This window comes from Anaerosalibacter bizertensis (genome assembly GCF_009696605.1).
GTDB lineage: Bacteria > Bacillota > Clostridia > Tissierellales > Sporanaerobacteraceae > Anaerosalibacter > Anaerosalibacter bizertensis.
In genome coordinates, this window is record NZ_VULR01000006.1 from 74,588 (window position 1) to 94,272 (window position 19,685).

Annotated in this window: 13 protein-coding genes; 8 read left to right on the forward strand and 5 right to left on the reverse strand. The window is 28.4% G+C overall.

Annotated elements, in window-relative coordinates; translation table 11 throughout:
* The first annotated feature begins 1 nt into the window (after position 1).
* The 6 genes from pglZ to FYJ27_RS05765 all read left to right on the forward strand — a co-directional run bounded on the left by pglZ (position 2) and on the right by FYJ27_RS05765 (position 11,670).
* Positions 2 to 2,533 (forward strand): BREX-1 system phosphatase PglZ type A, encoded by a 2,532-nt coding sequence (gene pglZ, locus FYJ27_RS05740; RefSeq protein ID WP_154483896.1) that lies wholly within the window; start codon positions 2 to 4, stop codon positions 2,531 to 2,533.
* A 163-nt stretch (positions 2,534 to 2,696) separates the two neighbouring features.
* Entirely contained in the window at positions 2,697 to 3,710 is a 1,014-nt protein-coding gene (locus FYJ27_RS05745) for a Wadjet anti-phage system protein JetD domain-containing protein (RefSeq protein WP_326831045.1), read from the forward strand.
* Positions 3,707 to 5,203, forward strand: a complete 1,497-nt coding sequence (locus tag FYJ27_RS05750) for a replicative DNA helicase (protein ID WP_154483897.1) — start codon at positions 3,707 to 3,709, stop codon at positions 5,201 to 5,203. Before FYJ27_RS05745 ends, FYJ27_RS05750 begins: the two co-directional genes overlap by 4 nt.
* A 2-nt stretch (positions 5,204 to 5,205) precedes the next feature.
* The gene (locus FYJ27_RS05755; RefSeq protein ID WP_154483898.1) at positions 5,206 to 5,958 is read left to right on the forward strand and encodes a DUF6063 family protein; all 753 of its coding nucleotides are present in this window, start codon (positions 5,206 to 5,208) and stop codon (positions 5,956 to 5,958) included.
* On the forward strand, positions 5,942 to 10,369 hold the full coding sequence (locus tag FYJ27_RS05760) for a coiled-coil domain-containing protein (RefSeq protein WP_154483899.1): 4,428 nt from the start codon (positions 5,942 to 5,944) through the stop codon (positions 10,367 to 10,369). The genes FYJ27_RS05755 and FYJ27_RS05760 overlap by 17 nt, the downstream gene beginning before the upstream one ends.
* A 164-nt stretch (positions 10,370 to 10,533) precedes the next feature.
* Positions 10,534 to 11,670 (forward strand): pyridoxal-phosphate-dependent aminotransferase family protein, encoded by a 1,137-nt coding sequence (locus tag FYJ27_RS05765; RefSeq protein WP_154483900.1) that lies wholly within the window; start codon positions 10,534 to 10,536, stop codon positions 11,668 to 11,670.
* 145 nt (positions 11,671 to 11,815) lie between these two features.
* Here FYJ27_RS05765 and FYJ27_RS05770 read toward each other — a convergent pair whose 3' ends face one another.
* The gene (locus FYJ27_RS05770; protein WP_229775493.1) at positions 11,816 to 12,328 is read right to left on the reverse strand and encodes a cupin domain-containing protein; all 513 of its coding nucleotides are present in this window, start codon (positions 12,326 to 12,328) and stop codon (positions 11,816 to 11,818) included.
* A 126-nt stretch (positions 12,329 to 12,454) separates the two neighbouring features.
* On the opposite strand from FYJ27_RS05770, the gene FYJ27_RS05775 reads away from it, so the two are divergent.
* Together FYJ27_RS05775 and FYJ27_RS05780 are read left to right on the forward strand one after the other, a co-directional pair.
* On the forward strand, positions 12,455 to 14,455 hold the full coding sequence (locus FYJ27_RS05775) for a methyl-accepting chemotaxis protein (protein ID WP_154483901.1): 2,001 nt from the start codon (positions 12,455 to 12,457) through the stop codon (positions 14,453 to 14,455).
* Between the two features lie 80 nt (positions 14,456 to 14,535).
* Entirely contained in the window at positions 14,536 to 15,054 is a 519-nt protein-coding gene (locus tag FYJ27_RS05780; RefSeq protein ID WP_154483902.1) for a GNAT family N-acetyltransferase, read from the forward strand.
* A gap of 86 nt (positions 15,055 to 15,140) precedes the next feature.
* Here the strand turns inward: FYJ27_RS05780 and prxU are convergent, their stop codons facing one another.
* From prxU to FYJ27_RS05800, 4 genes are all read right to left on the reverse strand, one after another.
* The gene (gene prxU, locus FYJ27_RS05785; protein WP_154483903.1) at positions 15,141 to 15,857 is read right to left on the reverse strand and encodes a thioredoxin-dependent peroxiredoxin; all 717 of its coding nucleotides are present in this window, start codon (positions 15,855 to 15,857) and stop codon (positions 15,141 to 15,143) included.
* A gap of 200 nt (positions 15,858 to 16,057) precedes the next feature.
* Positions 16,058 to 17,098: a spore photoproduct lyase gene (gene splB / locus FYJ27_RS05790; protein ID WP_154483904.1), complete on the reverse strand. Its 1,041-nt coding sequence runs from the start codon at positions 17,096 to 17,098 to the stop codon at positions 16,058 to 16,060.
* A 117-nt stretch (positions 17,099 to 17,215) separates the two neighbouring features.
* A complete protein-coding gene (locus FYJ27_RS05795; protein WP_154483905.1) occupies positions 17,216 to 18,859 on the reverse strand; it encodes a hypothetical protein in 1,644 nt (547 codons plus the stop codon).
* A 3-nt stretch (positions 18,860 to 18,862) separates the two neighbouring features.
* A complete protein-coding gene (locus FYJ27_RS05800) occupies positions 18,863 to 19,651 on the reverse strand; it encodes an ABC transporter ATP-binding protein (protein ID WP_154483906.1) in 789 nt (262 codons plus the stop codon).
* Positions 19,652 to 19,685 lie beyond the last annotated feature (34 nt).

Genomic DNA, 19,685 nt, shown 5'->3' on the forward strand with positions numbered 1-19,685 from the left:
TATGAAACTAGATGAAGTACAGGGTATTTTGGAAAAAAACTTAAATGAAGATCTTGACAATGGTAAAAAAAGAAATATAGTTTTTTGGTATGACGAAGATGGAGAATTTGAAGAGGATATAGATAATTTAAACTTAAAAAATGGCAAGATAGTTAAACTTGATAAAAATAACAGTTTCTATATTAAATATCTATTAGAAATTGAGGATCCTAGTTCAAATTATCTTATATATTCTCCTATGGCAAAACCCCATCTACGAGATAATTGGCTATTGGATATTTTAGAATATAGTTTTGAATTTTCAACAGATAAGGCAGAACTTATTAGAAGAGACTTTGTGGAAGATGAATCATTGACTAAAGTATTTAAAAATTATCTGAAGTTTTTTAATAACAAAGAAAGATATAAAAAATTTGCTTCCTATAGTACAGAAGATTGGACTGAGGATAGTATTCATATAAGGATATTGTCTACTCTTTGCAAACTTCCTATTGCAGATTTTGAAGAAGTAGTGAAAGCTGTTCTTATGGAAGAATTAAAAGAAGACAATAAATATATGAAAGCTATAAGAAACTTTGGGGATGAAAAAGCCTTTTGGAACCTAGTAGAAAAAAGGTATGGATACAATATTGAACAAAAAAGTTTAAAAATTTTAGCTACTATGCTTTTAGTAACTCATAATTCTTATTATTTAAAAGAGAAGATCCCAGCTAAATGGAAAAAATATTTATCTTCTAAAGAATACGATTGTATTGTATTTGTAAGTAATTTTATGAATCATACAGTCCATAGTGAAAAATATAATGAAATTGCTGATAGTATAGAAAAAGAGTTACAAATTGAAAAATATATAGATAACTGGGAATTAGATAAATATTTAGATTCTACTACATTTAGGATTTATGATGAAAAAATTATAGAGAAAATTTTACAAAATATTTCATATGGATTAAAGGAATATGAAAGATATAGGAAAATAATAAATAAAAGAAGAACTAGCCATTGGTTCCCAATATATAAATATGAGTACGAAGCTATTTATTATGCAATGGGCCTATTTGAAAAGGAAAGAGAAATATTAAATAATATAAAAGGGAAAAGTTCTTTGGAAATAGTAAGAAACTATACTGATAATTTATATAAAATAGATAGTCTATATAGGAAATTTTATAGTTCCTATGATGAAATAATAGACAAAGATAGATTTGTAATTTTAGCTGAGAAAGTAGAAAACTTCTACAACAATTACTTCTTAAATGAACTTTCAATTAAATGGTCTCAATTAGTAGAAGATGAGCTATTAGAGGATTTTACTATAAAAGATATACACCATCAGAAAGATTTCTATAAAGAATTTGTTCTACCTTTTGTAAGAAAAGAAGATAGAATTTTTGTCATAATATCAGATGCTTTGAGGTATGAAGCAGGAGTAGAATTAACTGAGCTATTAAATAAAGATCTAAGGGGTTCTGCAGAAGTAGAACCAATGCTGGGAGTAGTACCTTCCTACACGAAGTTAGGAATGGCTAGTTTGTTACCTAGAAAAAGTATTGAAATAGATGGAAATGGGAATATATTAGTTGATGGAATAAATACTCAAGGAACGGAAAATAGGGAAAAGATACTTAAAAACTATTCTAACAAAGCTATGGCTATTCAATATAATGACATTGTAGATATGAATAGGAAAGAATATGAAGATACTTTTGTAGGTAAAAAACTTGTGTATATCTATCACAATACCATTGATGCACTAGGAGATAAGGCACAAACTGAAAGAGATGTATTTAGAGGGGTAAAAGCAGCATTAGAAGATATTAGCAATTTAGTAAGAAGACTTGTGAACAATGTAAGTGCAACTAATATATTGGTTACTGCTGATCATGGATTTATATATAGAAGGTTTCCGCTAGAAGAATGGGAAAAGATAGGCAAAAAAGCACCTAATCCAATAGATAGAGGTAGAAGATTTATATTAGAAGAAAATATGGATGATGTTAAAGGTACTTTACCTATATCGACTAAATATATCTTTGGTGAAAAATCTAAATTTAAAGCCATAGTTCCCAAAGGAATAATAAGGTACAAAATCAAAGGAGCAGGAGCAAACTATGTTCATGGTGGTGCGGCCCTTCAAGAAATAATGGTACCTGTGATAAAGTTTAAAAATATTAGAAAAGATGAATATAAAGCTACAAAAGTTGAAGTTAAACTTACCAATATTTCAAGGAAGATAACAAATATGGAAACCTATTTAGAATTTTTTCAGGTAGATGTAGTTGATGACAAGAAATTGCCATTGAAACTTAAATTATATTTTGCAGATGAAAATGGAGATAAAATCTCCAATGAAAATATTATAATAGCAGATAGCAAATCAAATAGACCTGAAGAGAGAATATTTAAAGAGAAATTTACTTTAAAAAACATAAATTATGACAAGACAAAAGAATATTATCTAATAATAGAAGATATAAACAATGAAGAAATATATGAAAAAATACCTTTTAGTATAAATTTAATTAGAAAATAACTATTTTTAATCTTAATAAGCTAAAGCTTAAAAAATTAAAAAAATAGCAGCTATAAAATTGATTTATATATTATATTTATGGCTGCTTTTTTTTATGTGTACAGTTTTGGTATAAGAACTGTGGTATAATATTAAAAAAGAATTAAAAAAACAGGTGATTTAGGTGAAAAATATAATACTGGATTTCTTAAAAAGTTATAAAAAGAAGACGATACCCCTTATAGAAATAGAAAAGGTATTGTCTGGGGATGTTGAATATACTGATTTTGCTAATGTTATAAATGAATTAGTAGATATTAAAGTATTATCTCCTGTAAAAAAACATGGAACTAATAATAAGAAAATTCCATTAGCCAATACATATAGAATAAATAAATCTTATTTTAAGGAAGACCTTATCGATGAAATAACTTCTTATCAATTAAAATTAAATCCGAATATAAATCTTCAAGGGTATTTTACATTAGATGAAAAAATATGGAAAAGAGATTTACCATATATAAAAAAGATTAATTCTTACATACAAAAAGAAGGTTTACCAAAAGAAATGGTAACTGCTCCAGAACGCTCCTATGAAATGACTGGTGATGAAAAGTGGATAGATGAAAATGGTGGAAGAGAAATTTTAGAGAGAGTAAAGCTATTGGAAAAATTAAAAATAATTCAAGTACCCGATCCATTAATGTTTGCTATAAATAGGAATAAAATAACTAGCTCCAATGAGCATAAGCATTTAATTGTAGAAAATAAAGCTACATTTTATGCTCTATTAGATGATATAGAAAACACTACTTTCACATCCTTAGTCTATGGTGCAGGTTGGAATGTATTGGGAGGAATATCTATATTTGAAAAACAACTTGGATTAGTAGGAAAACATAATAGAATTTATTATTTTGGAGATTTAGATAATGAAGGCATATCTATCTGGTATGGGTTAAATAAAAGGAAACCAGTATTGCTAGCTGCAGAGTTTTATGAAAAATTACTTGAAAAAACTTGTTCTTATGGAAAGGAAAATCAACAGGCTAATATAGAGGCAATAGAAAGTTTTTTAACTAATTTTGATAAATATAATAAAGAAAAAATTGTTAATGTTTTAGGAAAAGGTGGATACTATCCTCAAGAGGGGTTAAATAAAAGGGAATTAAGGAAAATATGGAGGCAAATAAGATGAAGGTAGGGGCTACTGAGGTATTAGAAAATTATGGAGAAAGGGTATCTAGACTTTCTATTTATGAACCATTTTTAAAGTTACGAAATAAAAAGGAAAGAGATAATAGTGGAAATATTATTAACCTCTCTAGTTTAGGTTTCATAACCCTTTTATTTTTCTTTGAAAATATGATTATAAGGAATAAAGAGGTAGGAGCGAATGAACTTGCAGAATTTTTTCATGAAATAAACAATGGAAAAATAGATTTAGACATTGAAGGATTTAGAAAATTGGCTAGGAAGATAATAGATGTGTTCCGTCCGCCTAGTGGGGAAAGAAATTCCAAAACCTTTTATAATTGGGAAACAGGAGAAGAAGAAACTATATATTATTCTATATTAAAGGCAAGTAAATCAGATACAAAATCAAATACCCAATATTATACTTTAGATGAAGAAGGCCTTGAACTAATCTTTGCTACAAAAGAATATTTTAGCGAATTTCAGTTATCTATTAGTCAACTATTACTTAGAAAGCAATTGGAAAAAGGAGAGTTTGTAGGAGCACTAAGGCAAATAGATGAAATGAGATTGTCAGTGGAAAATTTAAGGGATAGAATGGTTAAAATAAAACACGATATAAATAGGAATATTGTGTCAGAAGAGATTCAAAAAAGATACGGTGAATTGATAGAAGATATAAATATTAGACTTACAAGGGAGAATGAGGAATTTGATGAGTTGGAATCCTTTGTTAAAGATACTAGGGACAATATGGCCTATGAAGTTAAAGATGAGAAAGATAAAAAAGCCTATGAATTAATTATACAGATAGATAGGGAACTAGATAAAGTTCATAGTGAGCATAGGAAATTACTTACAGAAAGTATAGTTTTAAAAACAACTGCATTGGAAGCTGCCCAAGAATCTTTATATTTTATGGGGTTGGAAACCTTTAACTTTAAGCAAGAAATAACTAATAGATTTATTTCTACCCCATTACCTTTAATATCTTCACAACAATTAATTAAACCCTTTATGTTTTTAGAAATGAATAGATCTTGGTCACCTACTAGTGTCTTTGAAAGGCAAAGGGTTGAATCAGAAAAAAAAATTGAAAAGAACCATGCATTTTCTCAGCCAGTAGATGAAGAAATGTTAGATAAATTTAAAGAGATAACAAGGAATAATTTTAAAAAAATAATGGAGATTTTATTAGAAATACTAGGGAATGGAAATGAAATAACTTTAGATAAGGTTATAGAATATATAAAATTGAATCAAAAGGATATGTTGGATGAAAGGACTTTCTATGATTTTTGGATTATTTTACATCAAAAATCCCCTATATTAGTAGATGGCGGTGAAGAAGTTCACACTGGGCTACTTAAAGATGCAACAGAACTTTTGGTTGGTAAATATAAAAGGCTCGAAGTAGTGGAACTTAACAATATATTAGAAATAAATAATAGATTTAAAATTAAAAATATGATTTTTAAATTAGAGGAGTTGTAATTATGGAATTTAAAAATAAAGAGATTATGGAAGCTTTTAATATTTATTCGAAATTAGCTCTTAAAGGTTATGAATATGTTGATGAAGTAAGGCTGTATAATACTGACCACAAAGTTAGGGAATTGGTAGATGGATTTGCTCATGAAGTACAGTGTACTATTATTTTAGCTGGTGAATATATTTATATGGTTCCTATAGCTACAACTTCTCCTTTCCATATATCTAACGAAGAAATGAAAAAAAGACATCTACCATCAAAAGCTGTAAATTTAGACATATATTTAATGTATTTAACTATAATAATTTTATTTGGTGAATTTTATGATAGTTATCAAAGTTTAGAACCAATAAGGGATTTTCTACCTATGTACAAATGGCTTGAATCTGTAAATACCTATATTGAAACTTTAAATGAAATAGATGAAGAAGAACTAAAGTCCTTAGAAAAAGAGTATGAGTATAATTGGATAGGTATACTAGAAAAATGGAATGCAATGGATGATTTAAGGGAGAATGTAAAATCACAGAATGCTAGAACCAATAGTAGACTTGGTTTTTTAAGTACAGTAAAAAGATTTTTAGAGAGTCAAGATCTAATTATTGATATAGGAAATGATGAAATAGAACTTACAGAGAAATCAAAAGTTATTATACAAAGGTATTATATGGACTATGAATATAATAGGGGAATACTAGATTTCATATATGGACTTGAAAGGGAAAGGAGAGAAGATAAAGATGCCATCCATATCTAAGATAAGATTTACCAATGCTATATATGACAATGGAGAAAAAAGATATAATGATGAATTATTTATATTTGATGGCTATAATGGAGCCATATTGTTAGAAAATGGCGGTGGAAAGACTACTTTTATACAAATAGCACTTCAAGCTATACTTCCTCATGCAGATCTTGGAGATAGAAAAATTAGGGAAACATTATCTTTAGAAGGAACCCCTTGTCATGTAGCCATAGAGTGGATTATTAATGAAGTACCTAGAAGATATGCCTTAACCTGTGTTACTTTATTTTTAAATAATGGGAAATTGGATTCTTATAAATATGTATATGAATATGATGAGCATAATGATGAAAATTCAATAGAAAATATTCCTTTTGTAAAGGAAACCATTGATGGGAAGGAAAGGCCTGCAAGTAAGGAAGAAATGGGAGACTATTATCAATATATGTGTAGAGAAAATATAAATTCTAAAATTTTTCCAACTATAAAAGCGTATCATAAATATATTGAAGAAAATTTTAAAATAATACCAAAAGAATGGAGACGGATAGGAATTATCAACGGAGAGGAAGGGGATGTAGATGAGTTTTTTGAAGGCTGTAAGTCAACAACAAACTTAGTTGATAAACTTCTTATCCCTACAGTAGAAGAGGCTATGGCAGGTAATGGGGCAGAAGATTTTGCTGATACTTTTGAAGAACAAAGGGAACACTTCAAACAACATAATCGACTTAGGAAAAGTATTGATGAAAGTAAAGAAATTCAAAATAAGATTGAAGAGTATGTAAATATATACAATGAATACAATAATTCCATAGAAGAATATAATAGATGGAAGTCCTATGGAAAAGCAGTATATAAATATATTTCTAATGAGGAAGAAGATATAAAAATAAAATTAGATGAAAATGAATCTTATCAAAATAAATATGAGGAAGATTCCATAGAATTAGAGAGAATGAAGGATTCCTATAGATTAAATTCTTTGAAAAATCAGCTTTTAATATCTAAATTAAAATATGAAGAAATATTAAAGGACTATGAAATAATTAAAGATGAATTAGATGCCAAAGAAGCCAATATTCAAAATTTAAAAATAGCTAAATATAAGAAGGATATTAAGGAATTAGAAGATGAAATTTCATTATATAATAAACAATTAGAAAATCTAAAAAAAGATGAGGAAATAAGTGAAATACAAGAAGAGTTGAAGTTAAATTCTTCAAATATAAAAAACTATTATAGTCTAGAATTAGAGAAATTAAATGAAGATATAAATAAATTAAATAATAAAGAAAAAACATATGAAAAGGAATTAGAAAAGTTTCAAATGGACAAGTCTAAATTAGATAGGGAATGGGATAAATTAAATGAAGAAATTATTAGATTAAATCAAGATATTAAAAATAATAAGGAATATATGGAAAAGATAAATAAAGAAATACTTTCAAATATTGAAACTGAAAAAATAGAAAATGAATATCCAAAATGGACAAAAAAGGTTGGTTACATTGAAAAATATTTAGTAGATTGTCAGGAAAATATAAGTTCCATCAAGGATGAGAAAGAGAGTATTAAAATAGAGTTAATGAAATATAGGGAAGCAATAGATAAACTTTCTAGTGATAAAGCAACTGTAGTAGAGAAAATAAATAACATTGAAAATGAAGAAAAAGATCTATTATCAACTATTAAAGAGTATATTCCAAATTTATTCCATATAAATAGCATATATACAAAACAAGAACAAATAATCAATACATTGGAAAACAGATGTGAAAAACTCAGAAAGGAAAAAGAGAATTTAATCATAGAAGAAAGAATAGTTCACAGATTTATAGATGATTATGAAGACAACAAATATTTTACTGCAGAGCCGTTGTTAGGTAAATGGGTAGAACAATGGAAAGACCAGTTTAGCTTTTTAGAATCAGGATTTGAATTTATTGAAAGAGTAGCTGCAATTACTAATAAAAATCAAAAAGAATATTATAAGTTTTATCCATATTTGGCTATGGCCATCATAGTAGCAGACAATGAAAAAAATAAGTTGAAGGTTAAATTAGAAAATAATTTAGATAAAATCACATATCCAATTATTATATTGTCACAAAGTAATGCCCAATCTATAATTAGAAATAAATATGAAATAGAAGACGATTACATCTATCTTTATCCGTCAATATGGGAGAATAACATAGGTATAACAGATTTCAAATATAATAAATTTGAAATTGGCAAAAAAGCAGAAGTAGTTACTCAAAATAGGAAGGACAAAGAAAATGAGCTAAATAATTATGATAATCTGCATATAAATACTATAGAGTTTTTAAATAAATACCCTTATAAAGATTATTTAATTCCTTTAAAAAATGAGTTAAAAAATATAGAAGAGAAAATGTATAATATAAAAAATATTTATAATGAGAAAAGCAAAAGGATAGAAGAAATAGATGATGAATTAGAAAACATCAACAATGAAATTAAAAAGTCAAATGAAGAAAAAAACATATTAAATAATAAGATAGAAAAAGCTTTAAATTATATTAGAAAAAAACGGGAAATAGATGTTATAAAAAAAGAAGTATCCCAATTAAAAAATATAAAAGATAAAAAGAAAATTGAAATATCAAGATTAGATAAATTAATAAAAAATAGTGAGCAAGGAATAGCTAAATTAAAAGATAGAATCAATGATAAGAATAAACAGGCTGATTCCATAATAAATAGTGAACTGTATATAGAAGTAAAGGATTCAATTCCTATATATTCAAACATATCTATTGAAGTATTAAAAAAGGAAAGAATAGATATTAAAGATCGTTTAGATAGGAAACAAAAAAACAGAAGTTTCATAGAAGATAATAAAAACAGGAGCCTTAAAACAATAAAAAAGTATGAAAAAAGCTTAAAAAATGAAATAAAATCCGCTATATATCCAATTGATGAAAAGATGGTTTTTCCACTACATGGAGAAGATGAAGTAGAAGAACTAATAAATGATATTAGGGAACTTAGACCTAAAGTTGATGAAATTGAAAAGAAAAAGGATAATGCTGAGAGAAAATATTTTAGTGCTTGGGATAAGTATCATTTTAACGAAGAAAAGTTTTTTGAAAAACATGATTCAATTATGGAATTTACAGAGCCTTTGGATATTATAAAAGAACGAATTAATGAAAAGAAGAGAGAATTAGATAAAAGATATGAATATTTAATAGAAACAGAAAAAGAATTGAATAGTGAATATAATTCTATAAAAGAAGCCTTAAATCTCCTAGAAAGAAAAGATGAAAGGTATGGATATCTAACGAATGAAATTAAACCAGATGTACTTTCAGAAGAAATAACAACAGAACTTTCATACAACAGAAAGAAATATATTGATGAGCTTATAAAAGCTTTGGAAGATATTAGTTATAAAGTGGAAAATAAAGAAAAAAAGGTTTCAAAGGAAAAGTCAAAGTTTGAATCCTTTTGTGAGGATTCTATTAAAGAACCTAGGCTTAAAAATATGGCTATATCAGGAATTAACTATAAGGATAGTTTTGAGGAATTGGTTAAATGGAAGAGGATTATAGACAAAAATATTGATAGAAATATTGGGATATTGGAAGAAGATATGATGCAACACGATAAGGAAATAAATCAATTTATAAACCATCTTCATTCCTATTTAAAAACATTAGCAGATGAAATTAGAACCATATCAAATAAGACAAAAATAAAAGTTGGTGATAATTGGAAAGCGGTGTATATAATAGATGTTCCTAATTGGGAAGATGAAGTTGGAAAAGAAAGACTTATAGAAAGTATAAATTATCTATTAAAAGATATAGAAGATATAGGATTTAAAGATGAAGATGGAAATGAAAATAAAGCTTCTGTGAGAAAATATATAGAAAACAGATTTCAAGGTAAGGAGTTGCTCAGGGTTGTAATGGGAAATGATAAGATAAAAGTAAGATGTAGAAAGGTAACAAATGATGGAAAGGTAAGTAGTAGACCTATATCCTGGGAGCAATCAAATAAATGGTCTGGCGGAGAAAAATGGAGTAAAAATATGACCTTATTTCTTGGCATATTAAATTACTTAGCAGAAAAAAGTCAAAGTATATCATATAATCAAAAAAGAAGTCGTACAGTTTTATTAGATAATCCTTTTGGAAAGGCTTCTAGTGACCATGTATTAGATCCAGTATTTTTTATAGCAGAGCAGCTAGGATTTCAAATAATAGCGTTGACAGCCCATAGTGAAGGTAAATATATTAGGGATTTTTTCCCAGTAGTCTATAGCTGTAGACTACGCCCATCGGTAGATAACAAAACTCAGATAATTGGGAAAGAGAAAGAAATAAGATATGCGTTTTTCAAAGATAAAGACCCACAGGCTTTGATAAGATTAGGAGATGCTGAATAATTAAGGAGCATATGTTGAAGTAATGTGCGTTTATAGAGCGTTCCATCCTTTTATCACTACACTTTCATTGACACAGCGAAATTGTACTTATATAATATATATGTAAGGATACAGTTTTAAATAAGTATTACAAAGTCAAAGTAAAAATATAGGGGGTATGGGATATGAAAAAGCCATTACTAATGACACCAGGTCCTACACAGGTTCATGAAGATGTGAGGCAAGCTATGGCAAAGAATATTACAAATCCAGATTTAGATCAAGATTTTTTTGAATATTATAAAGAGACTTGCAACAAGTTAAAAAAGATTTTTAAAACAGAAAATGAAGTTTTAATATTGTCCGGAGAAGGAATATTAGGCTTGGAGGCAGCTTGTGCATCCCTCATTGAACCAGGTGATAGAGTACTTTGTATAGAGAATGGTATATTTGGAAGAGGATTTAAAGATTTTGCTGAAATATATGGTGCAGAAGTAGTATGTTTTGAAGGTGATCCTAGGAAAGCTATTGATGTAAAAGAACTAAAAGAATTTTTAGATAAAGACAATGATTTTAAACTGGCTACATTAGTCTATTGTGAGACACCTTCAGGTATAACTAATCCTGTAGATGAGATATGTCCACTGCTTAAGGAGTACAATATTTTAAGTATAGTGGATTCAGTTTCAGCTATTGGTGGAGAGCCTATAGAAGTAGATAAATGGCAAATGGATATAGTTCTATGTGGGAGTCAAAAATGTATTTCTGCAGCTCCAGGTTTAACATTTTTAAGTATAAGTGAAGAAGCTTGGAATATTATGAAAAATAGGAAAGCTCCTATTGCTTCATTTTATTGTAACTTAGCATTGTGGGAAAATTGGTATGAAGAGAAATGGTTCCCTTATACCCAATCAATAAGCGATATTTACGGATTAGATTGTGCAGTAGATAGAATTTTAAAAGGAGATAATTACATAGAAAGACATAGAAAAAATGGTGAAGCAGTTAGGAAAGCAATAACTAAAGCTGGATTAGAACTATATCCTTTAAGTGGGTTTTCTAATACCGTCACAACAATGATTGTTCCAGAAGAAACTACCTTTGAAGAAATAAATAATCATATGTTAAAAGAACATAATATAATGATAGCTGGTGCCTTTGATTATCTAAAAGATAAAGTTATTAGGATAGGACATATGGGAGAAAATTGTTATGAAGAAAAGCTGTATATTACTTTAAAAGCATTAGATGAAACGTTTAAAACTTTAGGTGTGGAGATGAAGGGAAGTCTACATAAACATTTTGTGGATGAAATAGACTAAGTCTTTAGAATATTATTGACAAAACCAGGCTGATCTCTAGGAATCGGCCTGGTTTTTATATTAGAATTAACATATCTTATATAGGTGTAATAATATTATTTTAGTGGACAAGAAAGCTGTTTTTGCCCACTTTTTCATTTTTTATTTAGCAGTGATTGTGGTCCATTTCAGCATCTTCTTTAGTTTTATGGATTGTACCATGGGGATGCTCAGGAGGAGCATATATAGAATATAGTTTAATTGGTTCAGAACCTGTATTGATTACATTATGCCATGTACCTGCAGGTATAAATATTGCATAGTCATCATAGAAATTTGCTTGGAAATCCAACCTATCAACACTACTTCCCATTCTAACAATTCCTTGGCCTTGTTCAATACGGATAAATTGATCCACGTTTGGATGCATTTCTAAGCCAATATCATCACCAACATTAATACTCATTAATGTAAGTTGTAGGTGTTTTCCTGTCCATAAAGCTATACGGAAATAGTTATTTTGTTTTGCAGCATCTTCAATATTAGTTACAAAGGGACAGGGGCCATAGTCTTTTAATTTTATGGGATCACTCCAATGATTTGGATAGTTAATTGGTCTATTACAGTAAGGACATTGATATGATCTATAATTATTATACATAATATTCACTCCTTTCATAGTCATACAATATTATATGTTTTATATTGACAATGGGTTCTTTAGATAAAATTAACTGAATAGAAAGAAAACAATAAGTATTTTAAAAATATTGCCGATAATAGGGTTATAAGGGAGGGGTTTTGTATGAAATTAAAAAATAAAATGATATTGTTCACCGTATTAGTGTGTATATTAAGTATTTTATCTATATCTATAATTAATTATATGGTATCAATAAAGAAGCTAGAAAGTGAAGTAGGTGAAAAAGTTCAGTTAGAAGCTACAAGTATAGCTAAAGATATAGATAAATGGATGGCTATACAAAAGGATTCTCTATATGAAGTTATAGAAAGTATGGTTATAAATAATAATTTTGAATATGATTTTGCTTATAATTATTTAAAAGAAGCTAGTGAAAGAAATCCAGGAAATCTATATTGCATGGCTTTTTCCGATAAGTATTTTATAGATGGATCTGGTTGGATACCTGAAAGTAGCTATGATCCTACATCTAGAGACTGGTATGTAGAAGCTATTGACAGTGATGATTTTTACATATCTGAGCCTTATGTAGATGCAATGACAGGAGATATGGTTATTACTATTTCAAAAGCTTTTAAAGCCCTTGATGGGAAAAAAGGCGTTATATCTACTGATATCCAAATTGACTATTTAGTAGACTTAGTATCTTCTGTAAATTTAGGAAAAGGTTCTTATGCATTTTTAATTGATGAGAGAGGGAATATTGTAACCCATTTAAATGAAGAGTTTAAACCACAGGAAGATAAATCCTTTAATATTGGAGATATAGTAAATGGTAAGTTGAAAAATATAGTTGAAAAAGAGAAACTAGATATAAAAAATAGGAAAGTTAAAGATTATGATGGAATTGATAGATTTTTCTTCTTTGAAAATGTAGAAGAATCAAACTGGAAAGTAGGAGTAGGGGTTGCTACTAATTATGTTTTAGGAAATATAAATCAGGCTATTAAATATACTATAATAGCAGCTTTAATTGTATTAATAATATCTATAGCCATATCTACATATATATCAAATTCTATTACGCAACCTATAATTAATACAGTGACAATTGCAGAAAACATAGGGAATTTAGAGTTATTAGATAAAATAGATGAAAAAGAACTTAATAGAAAAGATGAAATAGGGGAGATGTATAATTCTTTCCAAAATATAATTACAAAGTTGAAAATATTTATGAAGGATATGGAAGGTTCTATCCATACTAATCATCAAGTATATGAAGAAACTATGGATAAACTAAACTTTTTGGTAAATCAAGCAGAAGACACCTCAGCTACTACTGAAGAATTATCAGCAGGTATGGAAGAGACCTCATCTTCTGCAATATCTATAAATGAATCTGTTAGTGAAGTAGATAAAGCTATATCAAGTTTTGCAGAAAATGTAGAAGAAGGAGCTTCTACTGCAGATGAAATAAGTACAAAGGCTGAAACATTGCATAGTCAATTTGTACAAGCTAAAAACAGTACCATGAATCTATATGCAAATACAAAAGAAGAAATAAAAGAAGCTATACAATCTTCTAAAGAAGTAGAGAAGATAAATATATTATCTAATTCTATATTAGAAATATCAGAACAAACAGGTCTACTATCCTTGAATGCAGCTATTGAAGCAGCTAGAGCAGGGGAGTCTGGAAGAGGGTTTGCAGTTGTAGCTGAAGAAATAGGGAAACTAGCAGAAAACTCTAATGAAACTGTAGAAGAGATACAAATTGTCACTGAAAACATAACTAAAGCTGTTAGCAAACTAATAAAAAACACAACTAAATTAATAGACTTTTTAGAAAAAGACATAATGGGTGATTATGAAATGATGGTAGAAGCAGTGGAGGAATACAAAAATGATGGTTCTTCATTAAATAATATAATTTCAGATCTATCTGCTACTTCAGAAGAGTTATCAGCAACTATAAGTGAAATATCTACTTCTATAAAAGAAATATCCACTACAGTAGAAGAGTCCACTATATCTACTACTAATATAGCCCATATGAATGTAAATATAGTTGAAGCTATACAAAATATTAATGATATAATGGAAAAAAATAAAGAAGTATCAAATAAATTAGAAGAGATAGTTTCTCAAGTTAAGTTCTAAGTATTTTCTAGAGTTTTAGTATAATAGAAGAAATAGTTTTTGAATAGTTCTTTAAAGATTTATAAAGGGGGCACTGTTAAATGTATTATGGAGAAAAAGTTTGCTTGAGAGCTTATAGAGAAGAAGACATACCAATAGCAACATCGTTTGTAAATGATGAAGAGCTTAAAAAATATTTGGTTACCGATATTCCTTTTCCTATGACTTTATGGGAAGAGGAAAAATGGATAAAATCTCAGAAAAGCAATCAAAATGGTAGTTATAATTTTGCTATAGAAGATATAGAAACAAAAAAATATATTGGCGGTTGTGGTATTCAAGAAGTAAATTGGCTATCTCGTGTTGCAACAGTTGGAATAATGATTGGAGACAAAGAATATTGGGGAAAAGGATATGGTACCGATGCAATGAAGGTGCTAATGGATTTTATTTTCAATAAGATGAATATTCGAAAGATAAGATTAAGTACATTTTCATTTAATATAAGAGCTAAAAAAAGTTATGAAAAGTGCGGATTTAAGGTAGAAGGAATTTTAAAAGATGAAATATTCAAAGATGGAAAATACTATGATGAAATAATAATGTCAGCTTTCAAGTGAAGGTTTTATCAAGATATTTATCACTATAATAATTATTGCCCAGTTATAAGGTCAATATTGACCTTATAACTGGGCAAACTATTTTATTAATCGTCTACTTGATCTACACTCCATTCTTCCCATACTCTTCCTACTAATTCAGGGCCTGGTTTTAATGTTTTCTTACCTGGTTTCCAACCTGCAGGTGTAACTTCAGCACCTTTTGTCTCTCTTACTAATTGAAAAGCTTTAATTTGTCTTATTGTTTCATTTATATTTCTTCCTACTGGAGAAGTAAGAACTTCAAATCCTTGAACTATTCCATCTGGATCGATTATAAATCTACCTCTTGTTTCTACTCCACTATCTTCATCATAAATCCCATATTTTCTGCCTACTGATCCGTCTTGGTCAGAACCCATTAGGAATGGAATATCTTTATCTATCATTTTAGATAATTCATGTTCGTTCCACATTTTGTGAACAAATGGACTGTCAACACTAATGGATATAACTTCAACCCCTAATTTTTGTAGCTCTTCATATTTGTCAGCAACTGCTGAAATTTCAGTAGCTCAGACAAAAGTGAAGTCTCCCGGATAGAAACATAGTAGCACCCATTTTCCTTTAAATTCTGAAAGGCTTAAATTAACAAATTCACCTTTGTGAAAAGCTGGTATAGTGAAATCTGGAGCTGGCTTTCCAACTTTAATCATACTTAACTCCTCCTTTTGAGTGGTTTTATTTTCTTCTGGTTTGCTTTCTTCTACTTTATCTTTTTTAATTTCTGGTCTTTGGCACCCTGCATTAAATTTTTCTGGCATAAAAAAACCTCCTATTCCTATATAGATAAAATCTATGAACCATATAAATATTATAAAAATCATCTATAATACTCTTACCCTTTAATAAATATTATTAATCATAATTGTTAAAATTTTCTTCATATCATTTTATCCAAGAATACACCCACTTCTAAAAATAGCGAAAGTGGGTGTATTCTTGGAATTAAACTTTGATTAAATTATATAAAATATTCAACCTTTGCTCCGAGGAAGAATTCTTTTGTCTTATTTAAGAAAAATTCTTTTAATTCATTTATTTCATTAGGATTATAAATATATTTGCCATATCCAAATTGTCCATATTTAAACTTCCGTTCTTTTTCCTCCATGGGAAGTTTGCTTTTAGGGAAGACATTAAGTATATTGGATTTAGCCTTAAGGGTATAACGATGAGATATAAATTCGAAACTTAGATCTTTAGGAGACCAATCTGGAGGCATATTTTCATATAAATATTTTTCTAATAAAACAAATAGTTCAGTGTATTCATCCTGCCAATTTTCAAATCTAAATATTGGTGCAATAATGAAACCTATAGGATAATTTGCTTTTAGCATTTTTGACGCTGCCATGACCCTGTCTAAAAGCTGGGGGGTTTTATGTTCAAAATTTTTAATTATATATTGGCAGTTTAAGCTAAATCTAAAGCGTGTATGGTTATTATGTTCTACATTTAAAAGACTATCTATATCAGTAAATTTAGTAACAAATCGGAAACGGCCTAAAGGTTCTTGACCAAAGAACTCTATGGTTCTTTTAAGGCTTCCAGTATATTTTTCTACAGGTATAGGGTCAGCTGTAGCAGCACCTTCAAAGACAGTTATTTCTGGTGCTCTAGATTCAATTATGTTTTTAGTTGTATCTAATATTTCTTCAATATTAACATATATCCTTAGATAAGGTTTTGGTCCTAATGTAGTAGATAGGTAACAATATTCACACATACCAGGGCAAGAAGTAGCCAATGGAAGCTGGTAGTGGGCAGAGGGTTTACATGTTTGGAAGGTTTTACTTCTCCTAACTCCGATAACTAAAGTATGTTTTGCTTCCTTATAGGCTTCTTGGGGAGTATCTCCAGCTATACCAACAACCCTATTATGAGAAGTGGTAGGCTTCATTGGTATATTTATATTTTGGAAGTAATTTACTAGTTTTTTCCCAAGGGGATAGTTTAAAGCATCAGGTTCATAAAATACTTGTTTAGGTATAAAATCTATCAAAACTTTCACCTCCAAAGTTTAGAATTCCCTAAAAATCTAATATTACACCATATAATCGTTGTGATAATTGAGATTCATTATAATGTTGATGTTTTTTGCAAATAGCCCCCAATAATTTTATTGGGGGCTATGATTTCCTTCAATTTTAACATTAAATGCTTTTTTCCATATAAATAGGTTTATAGTAACTAATATAAGTAAGTATATATATCTACCGTAGACAATTTTTGTGGAGAGATAATGAACACCAGCTAAAGCTGCTATTGTTAAAAATAATGGTATAATAATAAATTTACCACTTTTATTGGCTGATTCAAAAGGCTCGGAAAAAGGTAAAGTTTTTTCCAATATTATAAAACAAATTGCAGTAAACAATACTATATTTATAAATATAATAACCAAATCTAAACCTATCCTACCTTTAAATATAATCATAAATATTATGCTTTCAAATATATACATAGGAAGTAAAAGATTTATTATAAATGCTTTTATAGTCCCTTTAAATATGGCCGATGTATCATTAAATGGTAATATCTTATATATCCAAGCCCCTTTATATTTATTAGAATATCCTATCATCATAAGTACAGTTGGTATCATAAGACCAATAAAATATATATTAAAGTATAATTTGCTACTAGCTATATATTCCCATCCTTCATTTTTGAAGTCTGACAGTAGGAATATAAAAGGGAAGACTAAAGAAAGTCCTAATGATGGATATACCCTAAGTTTAAAATCCCTTTCTTTTTTCATCATATTAGTTGCAAATCTAAAGAAGGTTTTTTCTTCTTTGGTTCTACAGGCTAGCTGCGATAAATGATAATTGAATCCTTTATTTTTAGCTTTAACAATTCCGCTACTGCTGTTTAGTTTTTGCAAATTATCTTCAAAAGTAGGTGTAAGCTTTACATATATAATTATTGCAAGTATAGGTACAATCACTGCTAAAACTGAGAAGAATATTATATGAGGATCATAATTTCTTTTAAGTATTAGTTCAAAAGGTCCTCCAAACCACATAGATGGAAGTAGATACTGCCACCATTTTGGAACAAAATCAATATTCATAATATTACTAAAATCAAATAATCTACCTATAAGCTGATAACCTACAGATAATGCTATAGTTAAAATTATTTGAACATAGTTGATAATATCTTTTAGTTTTTCACCATCAAAGAATTTAAGTATCAATAGATATAATAATGCAGTTAAAGCCACTATTAACAAATCCATTAGAATTATTGATAATAAAAATATTATGAAAAATAAAAATCCGTTTCTATATAGTGATACAGCTAACGATGGTCCTGTAAAAGAAAAAGTTATAAAAAACATGTATATCATTATATGTATAGTTTTTGCTGCACTTAGAGTCTTACCATCTACTGGTTTTGATAGAATTATATCTTTGTCCCTTAAATCCAATAGTACGGAAGAAAAATCTGAAATTAAAATAGTCATCATCATAAACATGAGTATTCCAAATAGAAAACTCATTTGAAATAAATAGTTTTGATTTGAAATGACAAATGGAACCAATACTAGTCCTAACAATATATAAAATCCTAAAGATTTTTTGATACTATTCCCTTCATTTTTATAAGAATTATTGTTCATAACTGTAGGGACTCTTCTTCCATCTAAAGTAAGCTTAACTTGGAGTATTTTTCTCATAGTATCATAATCAATTCCGAAACTTTTAAATAAACCTTTGAATCTATCCATGAATTTTAACACTTTAAAATCTTTCATTTCCTACACCCCTTGAACTATGGATACAATTTCTTCTGCAATTTCTCTATGCTCTTTAAATCCAGTAAGCTCATTAAATATCCCCTCTAGTGAACCTTCCATAGATTTTTCTTTTAATTTATCAAAGCTTCCATCGGCAACAATTTTTCCATCATTTATCAATATTATCCTGTTGCTTATTTTTTCAACTATCTCCATTATATGGGAGGAGTAGAATATAGTTTTTCCTTGGGAAGCTAATTCAGCCAATACTTCTTTAAAAACCATAACACTATTTGCATCCATTCCACTTAAGGGTTCATCTAAAAATAGAATATCAGGATTGTTCAACAAACTTGATATTATGACTGCCTTTTGTCTCATACCTTTTGAATAGGAAGAGATTCTTGAATCATATACTTTTTCCAAATTGAATAGTTCCATCAATTTTTTTGCTTTTTCATCGGCCGCATCATAATCAAGGCCATATAGTTCTCCTATAAAGGTTAGATATTCTCTTCCAGTTAAATTATCATATATTTCTGCTACTTCTGGAACATATCCTATTTTCTTTTTGTACTCTACATTTCCGTTGGATATATCTTGTCCGAAAATTTTTATTTCACCAACATATTCATTGATTAGTCCTAGCATTATTTTAACAGTAGTACTTTTTCCAGCTCCATTTGGACCTATATATCCTATGATCTGTCCCTTTTCAACATCTAGATTAATTCCTTTCAATACTTCTTTAGTGCCGAAACTTTTTTCAAGTCCTCTTATTGTTATAATTGGCTCATCATTTTGGTTCATATATTCACTCCCTTTTATAATTTATAAATTTAAT

Bases quoted from the DNA above. Each gene is read 5' to 3' on its own strand.
- pglZ (WP_154483896.1), top strand. From the start codon at position 2: ATGAAACTAGATGAAGTACAGGGTATTTTGGAAAAAAACTTAAATGAA.
- FYJ27_RS05750 (WP_154483897.1), top strand. From the start codon at position 3,707: ATGAAGGTAGGGGCTACTGAGGTATTAGAAAATTATGGAGAAAGGGTA.
- FYJ27_RS05755 (WP_154483898.1), top strand. From the start codon at position 5,206: ATGGAATTTAAAAATAAAGAGATTATGGAAGCTTTTAATATTTATTCG.
- FYJ27_RS05760 (WP_154483899.1), top strand. From the start codon at position 5,942: ATGCCATCCATATCTAAGATAAGATTTACCAATGCTATATATGACAAT.
- FYJ27_RS05765 (WP_154483900.1), top strand. From the start codon at position 10,534: ATGAAAAAGCCATTACTAATGACACCAGGTCCTACACAGGTTCATGAA.
- FYJ27_RS05770 (WP_229775493.1), bottom strand. From the start codon at position 12,328: ATGAAAGGAGTGAATATTATGTATAATAATTATAGATCATATCAATGT.
- FYJ27_RS05775 (WP_154483901.1), top strand. From the start codon at position 12,455: ATGAAATTAAAAAATAAAATGATATTGTTCACCGTATTAGTGTGTATA.
- FYJ27_RS05780 (WP_154483902.1), top strand. From the start codon at position 14,536: ATGTATTATGGAGAAAAAGTTTGCTTGAGAGCTTATAGAGAAGAAGAC.
- FYJ27_RS05795 (WP_154483905.1), bottom strand. From the start codon at position 18,859: ATGAAAGATTTTAAAGTGTTAAAATTCATGGATAGATTCAAAGGTTTA.
- FYJ27_RS05800 (WP_154483906.1), bottom strand. From the start codon at position 19,651: ATGAACCAAAATGATGAGCCAATTATAACAATAAGAGGACTTGAAAAA.